Origin of the sequence: Halomonas sp. KO116, from assembly GCF_000734975.2 — a bacterium.
In the GTDB taxonomy this organism is placed as follows: domain Bacteria; phylum Pseudomonadota; class Gammaproteobacteria; order Pseudomonadales; family Halomonadaceae; genus Vreelandella; species Vreelandella glaciei.
Genome location: NZ_CP011052.1, coordinates 915,436 through 930,963 on the forward strand (window position 1 = coordinate 915,436; position 15,528 = coordinate 930,963).

At 51.6% G+C, this 15,528-nt stretch carries 17 protein-coding genes and 1 pseudogene; 16 read left to right on the plus strand and 2 right to left on the minus strand.

All coding sequences use genetic code 11. From position 1 onward, the window contains the following. Positions 1–200: 200 nt before the first annotated feature. A complete protein-coding gene (locus KO116_RS04285; protein WP_035561493.1) occupies positions 201–497 on the plus strand; it encodes a helix-turn-helix domain-containing protein in 297 nt (98 codons plus the stop codon). After that, on the plus strand, positions 494–1,732 hold the full coding sequence (locus KO116_RS04290) for a type II toxin-antitoxin system HipA family toxin (RefSeq protein ID WP_035561497.1): 1,239 nt from the start codon (positions 494–496) through the stop codon (positions 1,730–1,732). Before KO116_RS04285 ends, KO116_RS04290 begins: the two co-directional genes overlap by 4 nt. 272 nt (positions 1,733–2,004) lie before the next feature. Here the strand turns inward: KO116_RS04290 and KO116_RS04295 are convergent, their stop codons facing one another. Beyond that, positions 2,005–2,376: a hypothetical protein gene (locus KO116_RS04295; protein WP_235272503.1), complete on the minus strand. Its 372-nt coding sequence runs from the start codon at positions 2,374–2,376 to the stop codon at positions 2,005–2,007. Between the two features lie 171 nt (positions 2,377–2,547). On the opposite strand from KO116_RS04295, the gene KO116_RS04300 reads away from it, so the two are divergent. From KO116_RS04300 to KO116_RS25670, 6 genes are all read left to right on the plus strand, one after another. After that, positions 2,548–3,876, plus strand: a complete 1,329-nt coding sequence (locus KO116_RS04300; protein ID WP_035561500.1) for a UDP-glucose dehydrogenase family protein — start codon at positions 2,548–2,550, stop codon at positions 3,874–3,876. Positions 3,877–4,057: 181 nt separating this feature from the next. Beyond that, positions 4,058–5,428, plus strand: a complete 1,371-nt coding sequence (gene fliD / locus KO116_RS04305; RefSeq protein ID WP_035561503.1) for a flagellar filament capping protein FliD — start codon at positions 4,058–4,060, stop codon at positions 5,426–5,428. A gap of 199 nt (positions 5,429–5,627) precedes the next feature. Further along, a complete protein-coding gene (gene fliD, locus KO116_RS04310; protein WP_035561506.1) occupies positions 5,628–7,031 on the plus strand; it encodes a flagellar filament capping protein FliD in 1,404 nt (467 codons plus the stop codon). A gap of 327 nt (positions 7,032–7,358) precedes the next feature. Then, positions 7,359–7,565 carry a hypothetical protein gene (locus KO116_RS25665; protein WP_052703724.1) on the plus strand — a complete coding sequence of 69 codons (207 nt, stop codon included), beginning with the start codon at positions 7,359–7,361 and terminating at the stop codon, positions 7,563–7,565. Between the two features lie 180 nt (positions 7,566–7,745). After that, positions 7,746–8,042 (plus strand): hypothetical protein, encoded by a 297-nt coding sequence (locus KO116_RS04320; protein ID WP_035561509.1) that lies wholly within the window; start codon positions 7,746–7,748, stop codon positions 8,040–8,042. After that, positions 8,005–8,607, plus strand: coding sequence for a hypothetical protein (locus KO116_RS25670; RefSeq protein ID WP_144408559.1), 603 nt, complete (start codon positions 8,005–8,007; stop codon positions 8,605–8,607). Before KO116_RS04320 ends, KO116_RS25670 begins: the two co-directional genes overlap by 38 nt. On the opposite strand, the gene KO116_RS24500 is transcribed toward KO116_RS25670, so the two are convergent. Continuing rightward, positions 8,563–9,577 (minus strand): IS630 family transposase gene (locus KO116_RS24500; RefSeq protein WP_101146788.1). Its coding sequence is split into 2 segments (ribosomal slippage): positions 8,563–9,189 and positions 9,191–9,577, totalling 1,014 coding nucleotides; the frame shifts between segments, so codons are not numbered across the junction. The genes KO116_RS25670 and KO116_RS24500 overlap by 45 nt on opposite strands. Positions 9,578–9,663: 86 nt before the next feature. On the opposite strand from KO116_RS24500, the pseudogene KO116_RS24505 reads away from it, so the two are divergent. From KO116_RS24505 to cysQ, 8 genes and pseudogenes are all read left to right on the plus strand, one after another. Beyond that, positions 9,664–9,819: pseudogene (locus KO116_RS24505) on the plus strand (flagellin); the annotation flags it as partial. Positions 9,820–9,909: 90 nt separating this feature from the next. Next, entirely contained in the window at positions 9,910–10,263 is a 354-nt protein-coding gene (locus KO116_RS04340) for a hypothetical protein (RefSeq protein ID WP_035561520.1), read from the plus strand. Positions 10,264–10,289: 26 nt separating this feature from the next. After that, a complete protein-coding gene (locus KO116_RS04345) occupies positions 10,290–10,484 on the plus strand; it encodes a hypothetical protein (RefSeq protein WP_035561523.1) in 195 nt (64 codons plus the stop codon). A gap of 291 nt (positions 10,485–10,775) precedes the next feature. Further along, positions 10,776–11,546, plus strand: a complete 771-nt coding sequence (locus tag KO116_RS04350) for an amino acid ABC transporter substrate-binding protein (RefSeq protein ID WP_035561526.1) — start codon at positions 10,776–10,778, stop codon at positions 11,544–11,546. Between the two features lie 96 nt (positions 11,547–11,642). Then, positions 11,643–12,311: an amino acid ABC transporter permease gene (locus tag KO116_RS04355; RefSeq protein WP_035561529.1), complete on the plus strand. Its 669-nt coding sequence runs from the start codon at positions 11,643–11,645 to the stop codon at positions 12,309–12,311. Then, the gene (locus tag KO116_RS04360; RefSeq protein WP_035561533.1) at positions 12,308–13,063 is read left to right on the plus strand and encodes an amino acid ABC transporter ATP-binding protein; all 756 of its coding nucleotides are present in this window, start codon (positions 12,308–12,310) and stop codon (positions 13,061–13,063) included. The genes KO116_RS04355 and KO116_RS04360 overlap by 4 nt, the downstream gene beginning before the upstream one ends. Before the next feature lie 117 nt (positions 13,064–13,180). Next, a complete protein-coding gene (locus KO116_RS04365) occupies positions 13,181–14,746 on the plus strand; it encodes an ATP-binding protein (RefSeq protein WP_035561536.1) in 1,566 nt (521 codons plus the stop codon). Continuing rightward, on the plus strand, positions 14,746–15,522 hold the full coding sequence (gene cysQ, locus KO116_RS04370; RefSeq protein ID WP_035561539.1) for a 3'(2'),5'-bisphosphate nucleotidase CysQ: 777 nt from the start codon (positions 14,746–14,748) through the stop codon (positions 15,520–15,522). Before KO116_RS04365 ends, cysQ begins: the two co-directional genes overlap by 1 nt. Positions 15,523–15,528: the final 6 nt, after the last annotated feature.

Genomic DNA, 15,528 nt, shown 5'->3' on the forward strand with positions numbered 1-15,528 from the left:
TTCAGTAATAAGTGGCAAGGGTTCGAGGCTAAGAAGCCGAAGAGGTTCCGCAACAGATAGCCGCGAGCATTAAGGTTAGGTGGTACTTTCTGCGCCTGTGACTGGAACTGAATATTTATATGAATGGCTCATTTTTGAGCTTTTATAGCCAATTTTAGTATATAGTAGTTTATAAATGACCCTTTATTTAGAGAGCTATTATGGCCCTGATTCACTCTCTGCTTGCTCCTGGCGAACTGGCCCAGCAGGTCGGTGCCAACGCACGGGCAACCCGATTGGCGCAGAACCTTTCCCGTAGAACTTTGGCGCAGATGGCGGGTGTTTCCGAGTCCACTATTAAACGATTCGAGTCTCATGGGCAAATAACCCTAGAAGGACTTGTGCTCATTGCCACGGCACTGGGCGCAACAGGTCAAATTGCCGAACTATTCAAGCATGAACACCCAGTATCCCTTGAAGAAATCAAACGGACAGGTCGCACCCGGGGGCGAAAATGAAGCGGATCAACACCGTAGAGGTGCTGCTAGCAGGTAACCCAGTAGGGGAACTGGTCGCTAGTCGACAGGGGATCTACTTTGCCTATTACCCCCAGTGGGTGGCGGAAGGCTTCAATTTGTCGCCCTTGAATATGGATTTTACTACTCAACCACAAAAGGCGGCCGATCCACTTCTTTTTGCTGGTCTGCCGGGGGCATTTGCTGACTCGCTGCCAGATGGTTGGGGAATGCTGCTCATGGATCGTTATTTTCTTGCCGAATATGAAAAAGACCGGAGAGACATTTCTCCTCTTGACCGGTTGGCTTACATGGCCGACAGGGGAATGGGAGCGCTAGAGTATCGCCCCGTTCTCGAGCGTACCGTCGATGAAGACAATATCGACTTGGAACAACTTTATCAGGCCTCTCATGCTGTCTATGAAGGTGAGACTTCCTCCACTCTGGATGTCCTAAGGTTGGCTGGTGGTTCTCCGGCCGGTGCCCGGCCCAAGGTTGTCGTCGCTTTATCTCCTAATGGACGTCATTGCAGTACCTCTTTCAAAGACCTTTCGGCGGGCTACCAGCACTGGCTAGTGAAATTTCGTGCACCAACCGAGCATCGGGACACTGGTGCCATTGAGTACGCTTATTCAGTGTTGGCAGAGCTTGCTGGGGTGAAAATGGCTGCGAGTAGGCTGATTGAGATCAGCTCTGCAACGGGCATCGAACGTTTCTTTTCCGCTCAGCGTTTTGATCGCAATGGTAATAGCAAAATTCACATGATGACGGCTAGCGGTATTCTCTATGCTGATTACAGCGCTCCATCGCTGGACTATTCAGACCTATTGAAGGCAACTAATGCGTTCACCCGTCATTCAGAAGACGTTGAGCGAATGGCGAGGCTGATGGTGTTCAATGCCCTAACCCACAACCACGATGACCACGCAAAGAACTTCGCTTTTTTGCATGATCAGGGGCGGTGGAAATTGGCGCCAGCTTATGACCTTACTTATGCCCCTGTTCGGGGTTATGCCGATGAACACACCACCTCTATCAGCGGTGCAGGTGTGGCTACCCGGAAGAAGCTAAAACAGGTGTGCGCACCCTTTCGGTACTTAGATCCGGATCTCTACATTGAGCAAACCCTTGATGCCCTTGCTGGGTGGCCGACCCTTTGTCATGAATTAGAGATCGATAACCAGCAGCAGACGCTTATTCAGCGCGCCTTTGACGAAAAATACCAACGCCTTGGATAGCACAAGAGTAGTCACTTTCGACTAGAGGGAGGCAGTGGAATTACGCAAAACAAGAAAAAGCCTGCTAGGATGGGGGTGTTGGCTCATGGGTAAGCAACCCTTTGATTTTACCTAAAACGCAATAAGCAAGGAGTGCCCTATGCGTAATATTATCTACATTATTGGCCTGATCGTCGTTGTGCTGTTCATTCTGTCAATGCTTGGCCTGCGCTAAGCCCCAAGCAATAAGCCAAGCAAAAAACCGCCCACAAGCGAAAGCTGTGGGCGGTTTTTTATGCGCAATCAGCAGCACCCTGACCAAACATATCAAACATCAGCTCGCGGCCAAGGCTGGTCAATACAAAGCGGCCATACTCATTAAAAGTGGCGGCTTCGCTCGTTTCCATCACTTGCTGGCAGGTCGCCCAGGTGGGCGCAGCTGCGCTAAGCGCGACAAGCTCGCGTTGGGCTAAGCCGCGCTGGGGCAGCGTAATGGTTTCTAGCACATGGCCGTGGTCGTAAAGCAGTTCAGCGGCAATCGACAAACATTGGCGAAGGCTGCGTTGAACGTTCGCAGCGGTTGGCAGCCCACGAGACGCTTGGAGAGGGCGTTCAGTTGCCAGCTCGGGAAGACTAAGCTCTAAAGACATTAGTTCTGGAGGCATCGAATGATCTCCTGCGGTCAGCCCAATAGGGGCGTGTTGCAGCGCATTATAGACTAAGGGCGATGTTAGACCAAGGTCTATAATCTACGGCAGCAGTCGTGCGCTAGCGCTCATCAACCGCAAGCCGATGTGCTACGCTCGCTGCCACGTATCTTATCGAGTCAATGTGTCATGCATATCAGTGTATTCGGAACCGGTTATGTCGGCCTTGTCGCGGGCGCTTGTTTAGCCGATGTGGGCCATCAAGTTACCTGTATGGATGTTAATGCCGAGCGGATTGCGCAGCTTAATGCGGGCGACGTACCGATTTTTGAGCCAGGGCTTAGCACTATCGTTACCCACAACGTAGCCGCAGGGCGCTTACGCTTTACAACCGATGCGGCTCAAGCCGTAGCGGAGGGCGAGTTGTTATTTATCGCCGTGGGAACACCGCCCGATGAAGACGGCAGTGCCGACCTGCGCTATGTGTTAGAAGTGGCGCGCACCATTGGCCAGCATATGGATAGCTACAAGCTGGTGATTGATAAATCGACCGTGCCGGTGGGAACCGCCGAAAAAGTCCACGCCGCTATTAGCGAGGTTCTTGAACAGCGCGGCGTCTCTCACGCCTTTGACGTTTGCTCCAACCCGGAGTTTATGAAAGAAGGAGCGGCGATTGAAGATTTTACCCGTGGCGCACGCATTATTGTCGGCACGGAAAGCGAGCGGGTGAAAGCGCGGATGCAAGAGTGCTATGCCCCCTACAATCGCAACCACGAAAAACTGATGTTTATGAGCGTGCGGGCCGCCGAGCTGACCAAATACGCGGCCAACGCCATGCTCGCCACCAAAATTAGCTTTATGAACGAGATCGCCAACCTTGCTGAACGGCTGGAAGTCGATGTCGAAGACGTACGCCGGGGCATTGGCAGCGACCCACGTATTGGCTACCACTTTATTTACCCAGGCTGTGGCTACGGCGGCTCCTGCTTCCCCAAAGATGTGCAGGCGTTAGAGCGTGCCGCGCGCCAGTTAGGCTATACGCCGGAACTGCTCAGCGCCGTCGAAGCGGTTAATTTGCGCCAAAAGCAGACCCTATTCACAAAACTGCAAGACAACCTAGGCAATCTAAGTGGCAAGACCATCGCGGTGTGGGGCTTGGCGTTTAAACCCAACACCGATGATATGCGCGAAGCCCCAAGCCGCACCTTAATGGAAGCGCTCTGGCAAGCGGGCGCGAAGGTGCAAGCGTTTGACCCAGAAGCAATGGCCGAATGCCGCCGCATTTATGGCGAACGGGATGACCTGATGCTAGCGGGTGACCGGATTCAAGCCGTGAAAGGCGCCGATGCCCTGGTGATTTGCACCGAGTGGAAAGAGTTTCGCAGTGTCGACTTCACTTGGCTAGCCGAGCAGCTAGCCGACAACGTCGTTATCGATGGGCGTAATTTGTACACGCCTGACGCCGTTCAAGAGGCAGGGCTGCGTTACATTGGGGTAGGGCGTAGAAGCCGTGACTAGGCGGCTAACGTGAAATTAAGAGAAAGTGCTACACCTTCGGTTACTTTTTGACACGCAACAAAAGCGACAAATCCTTAAGTTAGATGTTAAATGGCCGAAAGATTAGTTAACACATTGATGAGTTTCTGCATGGGCAGTAAAAGCATTAGCGTCACGACGTTATAAAAAAGGACGGTACAGCATGGCTTCCATTTCATCACTCGGTATTGGCTCAGGCCTCGACCTCAACGGCTTATTGGATCAGTTGCAAGACGCCGAACGCGAGAAACTTGAGCCCATTGAGCGGCAACTGGAAACCCAGGACACCAAAATTTCTGCCTACGGCCAGCTGCAAAGCGCGCTTTCAGCGTTTCAAGATTCTGCTGATGCGCTCAATGACAGCGCACTTTACGAGAGCCTTTCGACCAACGTGGGTGGAGAAGCGATCACCGCTACCGCCGATGCAGAAGCGCAGCCGGGCAGCTACAACGTAAGCGTTGAAACCCTGGCAACCCGCGGCACGCTTGCCTCTACCGGGGTGGACGCTGCCGATACGCCTATAATTGATGCAGATGCAGATCAAACACTGACCCTGACCTTTGCTGAAGTTAATGCTGAAGGTGAAAACCTCACTAAAGATATCACGCTAGCCGCAGGCAGCACCCTTGAGGAGGTTCGGGATACTATCAACGCCAGCGGAGATTCGGGCGTTACCGCTACTATTGTTAATGATGGCACCAACTTTCGCTTAGCGCTTAGCTCCAGCAATACCGGCGCCGATGCATCAATTAAAAACTTCAGTTTTGAGGGAGCTGCACCTTTCACCGCGGATACGGGTGAGACGCAACAGTTGGGCACTGACGCAGTGCTAAACGTTAACGGCATCGAAATCACCAGTCCTAATAATCAGGTCGAAGGCGCGATTCAAGGCGTAACGCTGAACCTTCAAGAAGAAGGCGACAGCACGGTTAAAATAGAGCAGGACACGCTCGCCGTACGCGAAGCCGTAACTAGCTTTGTGGATGCCTACAATGACCTGAAAGGCACCATGGGTGAGTTAACCAGTTTTGATGCTGAAACCGGTGCAGCGGGCGAATTGCTAGGCGATAGCGCCGTACGTACCGTTGAATCACGCATGCGTAGTGTGCTCAGCGGTGGTGTGGAAGGTGAGTTTTCGATGCTCAGTGATATCGGCATTTCACTGCAGACGGATGGCACGTTAGAAATCGATTCTGACGAACTTGATAACGCTATTTCCAGTAATCAAGACGCGCTGTCAGCCTTTTTCGTTGGTAGCTCCGATGAAACCGGTATGGCGGGGCAGGTTAATACGATGGTTGAGCAATTGCTCAGCACCAACGGGACTGTTACTGGGGCGATAACGGGGGCGGAAAATCGCTCAGAATCGCTTGTTGAACGTTACACCCGCACGGAGCAATCCATTGATCAAACCATCTCGCGTTACCGCACGCAATTTGGTCAGTTGGATGGAATTATTGCGCAAATGAACCAAACGAGCAGCTACCTCACTCAGCAGTTTGATGCCTTAGACGCCCAGCTAGGTCGTGATTGATATTGAACGCTAGGAATTGACTTTTCTGACGCCTGCGTAAGCAGGCGTTTTTGTTGATAAAAACAAAATAGCCCAGCTAGCGGAAGAAAAAGCGCTAAAGTTGCCCTCTGTTCAGTCGATAAGGTTACTATCAACTTACAAGCGCCCAAGGATGCGCTTCTCTATTTTGGTTTAGCCTTTTCACTGAGGAACACCCAGTATGGCGACAATAACCTCCCTTGGCGTTGGTTCGGGTCTTGACCTGACCGGCCTGTTGGATCAACTACAAGAAGCCGAACGCGGCAAGCTCGCCCCCATCACGCTTCAAAAAGAGCAGCAGCAGGCCAAAATCTCCGCTTACGGCCAACTCCAAACCTCGTTGAACTCCTTTCAAGACTCCTTGGAGAAGATTAACGACCCCAAACTTTACCAAAGCCTTTCCGCTAATGTACGTGGTGATGGTATTACCGCCACCACCACCGCGAGTGCACTGCCGGGCAGCTATCGAGTAGAAGTCAGCCAACTGGCGACCTCTGGCACGCTAGCCTCCGCGCGTGTAACTACCAACGACCAACCGCTTGACCTGCAAGGCGCTACTACGCTCAAACTCAATTTTGGTGAACTTGGCGCGGACGGGACGGTAGAGATTGATATAGCCGCTAACAGCTCATTAAATGATATCCGTGATGCCATTAACGCCCATAAAGAATCCGGTGTTAATGCGACTATTATCAATGACGGGGAGGGCTACCGGTTAGCGCTAAGCTCTAAAGCAACGGGTGTTGATGCTTCTATTCATAGTTTTAGCTTTGTAGACGCCGCAGATGCGCCCGTCACCGGCCCATTCGGTGAGGCGGCAGAAGTAGGTGCCAAGCAACAAGGGCAAGATGCCGCGTTAACCGTTAATGGCATCGCTATTACAAGCGCCAAGAACCAGATCGAAGGCGCGATTCAAGGTGTTACCCTGAACCTTGGCGAACTCAGCATTGCTGAGGGCGAAACCGCCACCAGTACAGTCACGGTAGAACGTGACACACTAAAGCAGCGCGAAGCGATCAACGGTTTTGTCAAAGCGTTTAACGATTTAAAAGGCACCATCGGCACGTTGACGGCCTTTGACGCCGAAAGCGACACCGTGGGCAAGCTGTTAGGCGACAGCACAGTGCGCACGATTGAATCACGCCTGCGCAGCGTACTCACCGGTGGTGTAGAAGGTGGCGAACTTTCTACCTTGAGCCAGCTAGGTATTTCACTCCAGCGTGACGGCACGTTAGAAGTCGACGACGACAAACTTAGCGATCTGGTGGCCAATAACCCCCAAGCGCTCAGCGACTTCTTTGCCGGGGCAGATGATGCGGGTGGCTTGGCGGGCAAGTTAGGTGCCTCCGTCGAACAGATGCTGGGAAATAACGGCGTGCTGAAAGGCGCCATTACCGGCGCAGAAAACCGCGTTAAAAGCCTCGATACCCGCTATGAGCGCATGGAAAAAAGTATTGAAGGCACCATTTCCCGTTACCGCAGCCAGTTTAGTCAACTGGATGTGATGATCGCGCAAATGAACAGCACAAGCTCCTACCTTACACAGCAGTTCGATGCCCTTGATGCCCAGTTGGGCCGCGACTAAGCATTCCGCCAGCCCGATTTAAGATGCAGATGCAATTTTCTTCGTTATAAAAATGACCGCTTAATGTATTACGTCTCACAAAAGCAGCGCTTAGCGCTGCTTATGCCTTTGCAGCCTAGAATGAAGCTGTATTCAGGAGTGGCTGTGCCATCGCGCAGTGAAGCAACCCCACACTTTCGGTGCCTCCTAGCCTAAGCATGAAAACCCTCACCTTTCAGTTACCTACTTTTACATCTTTTTTTACGACTTTCCCTAAAGATTCTCCTCGCGGTGCCGTTAATTAATATAACGGCACAAACAGTGGCCGAAAGCAAGGAGTCTCACACCATGTCAGTGATCAATACCAACATCACATCCATGATCGGCCAGCAAAATGATTTGGCGACTTCTATGGAACGTCTGTCCTCTGGCCTGCGTATCAATAGTGCCAATGACGGTATCTCCGTTGCCCAAACGACTGAAGGTGCCCTGAACCAGGTTAATGATAACTTACTGTTCAAGCGCAAAACGATACTAACTCCGAGAAAGATTTAACCTCTATCCAGGCGGAAATCAATCGTATTTCTGAAGATCGTGAGTTTAACATTCAAGTTGGCGCTAACGATGGGGAGACCATCACAGTTAACTTGCAAGAAATCAATCGCGAAACCTTAGGTCTTCAAGGTTTCAATATCGACGGTGCTTCTTCTGACAACGCAAAAGCAGGTAGTAGTATTGCTGACTGAAAATGCTGCGCTTACCGGATCTCAAGTACTTGGTGAGTTAGCTTCAGGTGATACGGTTACTTTTGCTGGTGAAACTCCTTTTGGTGTTGCCGCTACCGGTAATACTTACACTTCTGATGGTGAAGGTGGATTTACTTACGCTACCACCGTTGCAACTGGTAGCTCAGCTGATATATCTGCTGCCATCGTTCCGAGTACTGGCTCTATCAGCGCCACCTATGAATTAGATGGTGGTAATACGATCGATAGTGAGGGTACTATCACTGTTTATTACCGACACTGGTGAGCTTTCAGAAAACAGTAATGGCGGTACCGCTGCGACTGTCGATAATTTGATGGCCAAACTCGACACCGATGCGACCAATAACTTATCAAATGCCAGCCTAACATTGGAAGATGGTACAACTTTTACTGGTACTGATACCGCTGCTATTAGTGCAGTCACTGATGCTCAATCAGGTTTTGGTACAGATCTTGAAATCGCTGGTGAGAATGCTGTTACTACTGATGGTACAACACAAGCTTATCAAGATGGTGAAGCAGCAGCCGGTACTTTTGCTGCCACAACTGCTGCAAGCTTTGAAACAGAGCTTTATGTAGGTGAAGATGGCACTGTGACCGATAGCGAAACTGGTAATGGCGCTACCCTGTTTGTTACCGACTCTGGTGACCTAACCTTCGAAGAAGTTAACGAAGATGGCCGTACAGCTGATCCGCTGGCAACTTTAGATAGTGCGTTGAGCCAAGTAGATGTTCTGCGCTCTGATTTGGGTGCGATTCAGAACCGTTTTGAGTCTGCTAAGTGCCTATTCAAAATTAATCGCGTGATCAGTTCCGTAACCACCGAGTAAGCGGTGTACCTCTTCATGTAGACGTTCAAACGAGAGATAGGCACTCAAGGGCAGCCAGGTGTACTTCATCTGCCGCCACAGAATCTCTATCAGATTCAGCTCTGGTGAGTAGGCAGACAGATAGATCAGATGCACACGTTGCGACATCCACTCCACCCTCTTGCGCCTAAAGGCCTTGGAGCGATGCATGCTGGCATTGTCGAGCACCACAACGGCGAAGGTGTCTGGATCCTTCTGGATCACAAACTGGTCAAACGCTTCTATGACCGTTTCCGTGGTCACTGTCTCGGTTGTCGTGTGATAGACCAGTTTTCCGGCTCGGCTTAGGAAGCCCAGCACGTTTAGCCTTCGGCTGCGGGAGTAGGCAGTGACTTCCCAGGGCTTGCCGATAGGGCTCCACGCATACGGCACCGACGACGCTTGTGAAAAACCTGATTCATCAAAGTAATAGAGCTCGTGCTCGCCTTGGTCCTCTCGCTCGTGAAGCGCTTTCATCAAGCCTTGCGTTTTGCGAAAGTCCGTTTCGTCACGCTGGGTCTTGAGTGAATGCCGAATGCGCTTGAAGCTATGGCCATTTTTTTTTCAACGCCCGGCGCAGTGTCACCGTGGCGACAGACTTGCCAGTCTCTTCTTGAAAGCGAGCCTGTAAGGCGCGAATCTGATGGGGATGCTCGGCTACCAACGCTTGCAGTCGCTTGTGATCGTGTTCATCGAGGGCGGGTGTTCGTCCACTACGCGGTTTGTCGGTGAGACCATCAAAACCGGACACTTCCCATTGCTTGAACCATCGTGATACGGCATCGCGGCGAACCTGAAGTATCTCACTGATTTGGGTAATAGTATGGCCTTGGTCACTCAGTAGAATGGCATGCGCCCGACGACGGAGAGCGCGCTTCTCGCCATGGTGATAGGCGGAGGTCAGCGTCTGTTGTTCAGGTTCAGTGAGAGGGGCAACGAAGCGTTTTTCCATGGTTCTGTCCGTGTCAGAAATCCTGGCATGGATATTACACGAAAACTTTAGATCAGGTACTTATCACTAACCTGCAGACTAACGAAACCAACCTTTCTGCTGCCCGTTCGCGCATCGAAGATGCTGACTACGCAACTGAAGTGGCCAACATGACTCGCTCGCAAATTCTTCAGCAGGCGGGTACTTCTGTACTGGCACAGGCTAACCAGCTGCCGCAGAACGTTCTTTCTCTGCTGGGTTAATCTGAGACTTAGCTTCGATAGAGCCTTCGCTTTATCGCTAAGTAGTACAGCTAAACCGGCCCTAAGGGGCCGGTTTTTTTAGGAGTCGATGTGAGCGACAGCGTGCAGACTATTTCAGCCTATAGCGTCATTAATGACGTTATCCCCAAGCTTAACGCGGTAGAAAAGCTCGTCGAAGGTACGGTAAAAGAGATTGTCGAGACTAGTCGGCTTCCAGCAGAAATTGAGCGTTACTCAAAGTTGCAAATAGAGTTTCAGCTTGAAATCTCGATGATTCGTATGAACCTGGAACATCTGTTGAACCGTTACCAAGGTGAACTCACGGCGGTGAAGCAGAACGAGCACAACGACAAGTTATTAACGCTGGATTCATATGAAGCAACGGCCATTGAAAGTGCCAAGATGCTTTATCAGCGTGTTCAAGAGCTACAGCAGGCGCAATAACAGCGTTCAAATAATAGGGAGTTGATATGCACCCTGATGAGCACGAACAAGTCGCACTGGAGCTGGAAACACTGATCCGCGACACCCAGGCTGCGATTGACCGAGTCGAAACCTATGGGCTGCAAAACACGATGCCCGAAGATTACCAAGCGCTGCTAGATATTTTAGACAATGCTATTAAGCAGCAGCGCGCGCATACGCAGGGAATGCTATCGGGCTAATGCGTGAGCGTTGTTTGAAAAGCTCGCCAATAGCTAATTTTGCCAGCACCTACTTTTGCAGGTTACTGCCTCACCCTCGCTTTGAGACGTCATGGTAAAATACCCCACGCCATTGCGCCGCTGTTGTGATTACACCTATATCAGCTATATTCAAAATAAGAATAAAAATTAACTTCAATATTCTTTTGTTCGTTTTTGTCGTAGGGGTAAGTATAGTCGCTATCAACGCCGCATGACTTTCTATGCGGCTATTCGTATCGTCGGATTATCGACCAACGAGGAAACAGACTCATGCCACTACCACGCAAGCTGACTACCACCTTCGCCGCGCTTTCGCTAAGCGTTACCAGTGGGTTGTTCGCCACCACTGCCTACGCCGATACACTTCGCGTGGGCATGTCGGGTGGTTATTTCCCCTTTACGTTTGTGGAGCAGGACGAGCTTAAAGGCTTTGAAGTCGATGTCATGAATGCCGTGGGTGAGATCACCGGTGATGAGATTGAGTTTGTTACCGCCAGCTTCTCTGGCTTGGCCGGTATGCTTGAGTCTGGCCGTATCGATACCATTGCCAACCAGATTACGATCACCCCTGAGCGCGAAGCCAAGTACGCCTTCACGGAGCCCTACGTGTATGACGGTGCGCAGGTCGTGGTGCGGGCGGGTAATGATTCTATTCAGGGCGTTGAGGATCTGTCCGGCAAAAGCGTGGCGGTAAACTTGGGTTCCAACTACGAACAGTTGCTGCGTGAGCAACCGAACGCCGATGAAATCGATATTCGTACCTATGAATCCAACATCGAGCAGGATGTGGCCTTGGGTCGGGTTGAAGCGTTTGTGATGGATCGCGTGAGTGCGACGCAAGTCATTAAAGAGAAAGGCTTACCTTTAGAGCTGGCGGGTCAGCCGTTCTCGACCATTGAGAACGCGCTACCGTTCCGTGATGACGAAGCGGGCCGTGAGCAGCGCGACCGCGTTGGAGCAGCACTTGCCGAGCTGCGTGAAAATGGCGAGCTACGTGAGATATCGGAAAAGTGGTTTAATACCGACATCACCCAGCCGTAACGTTTAGGCTACTCTGGTTTAACGCGGCCGTGGCATTGCCACGGCCGTTTGCTTATAAGCGGTCTAATCTATGTTTAATTATTATGTTTAATTATTATGCTTAATATCGAATATATGTGGGGGTTGTTGCCGGTTCTGCTGCGCTATCTGCCGCTCACGCTTCAAATGGCGACGATCGCCATGTGCTTTGCGCTGATACTGGCGTGCCTGCTGGCGGTGGTTCGCGTATCAAGAGTGCCGGTGTTAAACGGGCTCTCGCTGCTGTTTATCTCGTTTTTTCGCGGTACGCCGTTGCTGGTTCAGCTGTTTCTTTTCTACTACGGCCTGCCGCAACTGATTAGTTCGTTGATCGCGATTACCGGCGTCACTGCTGCGGTGCTGGGGCTAACGCTGCACTTCTCTGCTTATATGGCCGAGTCCATCCGTGCGGCGATTGTGGGGATTGACCGCAGCCAGACCGAGGCCGCGCTCTCCATCGGCATGACCCAGTCGCAGTTAATGCGGCGTATTATTCTTCCCCAGGCAACCCGCGTGGCAACCCCAACGCTGATGAACTACTTCATCGATATGATTAAAGCGACCTCGTTGGCCTTTACGTTAGGCGTCACCGAATTAATGGGCGCGACGCAAAAAGAGGCGGCGGGCAGCTTTCTCTATTTGGAAGCGTTCTTGCTGGTGGCGCTGATTTATTGGGCAGTCGTGGAAGTGCTCTCCTGGGGGCAGCGTCGGTTAGAAATTTACCTGAATAAGGCCTACCAACGATGATTTCGCTGCAAGGCATTACCAAGCGCTTCGGCGGCCACACGGTGTTTAAAGATATCGATTTGAGCCTTGCCCAGGGCGAGATTATCGTCATCATTGGCCCTTCCGGTACGGGTAAATCGACGCTGCTGCGCTGTATTAATTTCCTTGAAAAGCCCGACGCCGGACGCTTGCAGGTAGGCGACCTAAGTGTGGATACCCAGCGCGCCAGCCGGGCCGATATTCTGGCATTGCGTCGGCGCACGGCGTTTGTGTTTCAGAACTACGGCCTGTTCGCCAACAAAACCGCGCTGGAGAATATCAGCGAGGGGATGATCGTGGTGGATAAGCTGCCCAAGGCCAAAGCTCACGCGCGGGCCAGGGAAATTCTGGAACGCATCGGCCTGGCGGATAAAGCCAATGCTTACCCGGCGTCACTTTCCGGTGGCCAGCAGCAGCGGGTAGGCATCGGCCGCGCCATGGCAGCGAATGCTGATGTGATTTTGTTTGATGAGCCCACCTCTTCCCTAGACCCGCAGTGGGTGGAAGAAGTGTTGGGCTTAATGAAGCAGTTAGCGGTAGAACGCCAAACGATGATCGTGGTCACCCACGAGATGCAGTTCGCCCGGGAAGTGGCGGATCGGGTGGTGTTTATGGACGAAGGCGGCATCGTCGAGCAAGCCCCGCCTGAAGAGTTGTTCACTGCGCCCAAAGATGAGCGAACGCGCCATTTCTTGCGCAAGATTTTGGCGCCTACTGGGCAGGCAGTGCCGTAAATGCGGTGCTGGTTTTTTAGGTGGCACAAGCTAAGTTAATGCCAAGCGTGGCTATGGATGGAAGCAATGCCGTGCATGTTATGCTGACTTTCAGTTCACCTGTTTTTTGAGGTTGCTATGCCAACTGAAAACCGGCTCAAATTGCCTATTGGCGTTCAGACCTTCTCGGATATCCGTGAAGGTGACTACTACTACGTTGATAAAACACCCGATATTCACCGCCTAACGGAAGAGGGGAAATACTTTTTCCTCTCCCGCCCGCGTCGCTTCGGTAAAAGCCTGCTGCTTGATACCCTGCGCTGCCTGTTTGAAGGCCGCAAAGCGCTGTTTGAAGGACTGTATATTCACGATAAATGGGATTGGCAAACTGGGCATCCGGTGATTCGTATTAGCTTTGCCGATGGGCATTTGGCTAGTCGTGAGGATTTGGATACCCATATTCGCTATCAGCTGGCTCAGCATCGCGAGCGCCTGGGCATTGTCAGCGAGCGCCCCAAACTAATTGCCAATGATTTTTCGGACCTGATTCGCCGCACTCACCAGAAGTTTGGTCAACGTACGGTAGTGCTGGTTGATGAATACGATAAACCAATTCTCGATAATATCTTAGCCCCAGAGCGAGCCCGCGAACTGCGCGAAGGGCTGAAAAACCTTTACAGCGTGCTCAAAGACGCCGACCCGTATTTACGCTTTGTACTGTTAACGGGTGTTTCTAAGTTCAGCAAAGTGAGCCTATTCTCGGGGCTGAATAACCTGAACGACATTACGCTGGATGCGCCTTACGCTTCCATTTGTGGGTACACCGATGAAGATATCGACAGCGTCTTCGCTCCTGAATTACCGGGGTTAGACCGTGCTCAAATCAAGCATTGGTATAACGGCTACCGTTGGGGTGGGCAGGAGGTGACCGCTGTATACAACCCCTTTGATGTTCTACTACTGTTTCAAAAGCGCCAGTTTGGCCCCTATTGGTTTGAAAGCGCTACCCCCACATTTTTGGTAGAAATTCTAAAACAACGCGGGGTGTTTACGCCGTCACTAGATCAGCTGGAAACCGAGGCTGAGCTGCTGGGTCGTTTTGATGTTGACCATATCGGTACTGAGGCGCTGTTATTTCAAACGGGATATCTAACCGTTAAGCAGGTGGAAGAACCCATGGTGGGGTATCGGTTATATACCCTAGGCTTTCCTAATCAAGAAGTAGAAACCAGCTTAAACCAAGCGTTACTGCCGGTATTAGGTGTTGAAAACTCAGCGCGTGAGCGCAAAACGCTGTTTACACATTTACGCGCCCATGATTTAGCCGGTCTTGAAACTCATCTTAAAGCCCTTTACGCCGGGCTACCCCACGATTGGTATCGCAACAATCCTATTGCTCAATACGAAGGTCATTATGCCAGTGTCTTTTATAGCCACTTTGCCGCCCTTGGGTTAAGCGTTACGGTGGAAGACGCCAGCCATTTCGGTAAGGTGGATATGACAGTGGATTTCAGTGGTCACCTTTACCTGTTCGAATTTAAAGTGGTGGAGCAGTTGCCAGAAGGCAGCGCACTAGAGCAGATAAAAACCAAAGGCTACGCCGATAAATACCGCGCCCAAGGTAAACCTATCCACTTAATTGGCGTGGAATTTTCCCGCCAGCAGCGCCAAATTGTGGCATTTGATATGGAGACGCTCTCTTAATGCCCACTATCACCCAGTCATTACTAAAAAGCATTGAGCAGTTAGCCTGTGAGGCAGGCGAGGCGATTATGCAGGTCTATCGTCGCGATTTCAGCGTCGAAATAAAAGCCGACAATAGCCCGCTGACTGAGGCGGATAAAGCGGCCCATGAGATTATTGCCCGTGGCTTGCAGGCGCTTACCCCTGAGGTGCCGGTACTCTCTGAAGAAGATACCCAAGGCTTTAACGGCGCTAACGCTGAGGGCTTTTATTGGTTGGTCGACCCGTTGGATGGCACCAAAGAGTTTATCAAGCGCAATGATGAGTTCACCGTCAATATTGCTTTGATTGCTCAAGGAAAACCGGTGTTGGGCGTGGTGGTTGCCCCTGCCTTACAGCTTACTTATCTAGCCGCTGAAGGCTTGGGGGCCTTTAAGGTCGGCTCTGATGGGCAGTGGCAGGCCATCCAGGCGTCATTGCCGCCGCAGGCAGGGCGGCCTTGGCGTGTGCTGGACAGCCGTTCGCACCCCGACCCGCGTATGGCAGCATGGTTAGAAGCGCTGGGGGAGTACGAAACTCAACCCATGGGGAGTTCGCTGAAGTCGTGCTTTATCGCGGAAGGTAAAGCGGATGTCTACCCGCGTTTTGGCCCCACCAGTTTGTGGGATACCGGCGCTGCTCAAGCGATTGTCGAACAGGCCGGTGGGCGAGTGGTCACCCTGGACGATCAGCCTTTAAGCTATGCCAATCCCCAGCAAGTGCTTAACCCCGATTTTGTGGTATGGGGCAAGCGCTAGACTGTG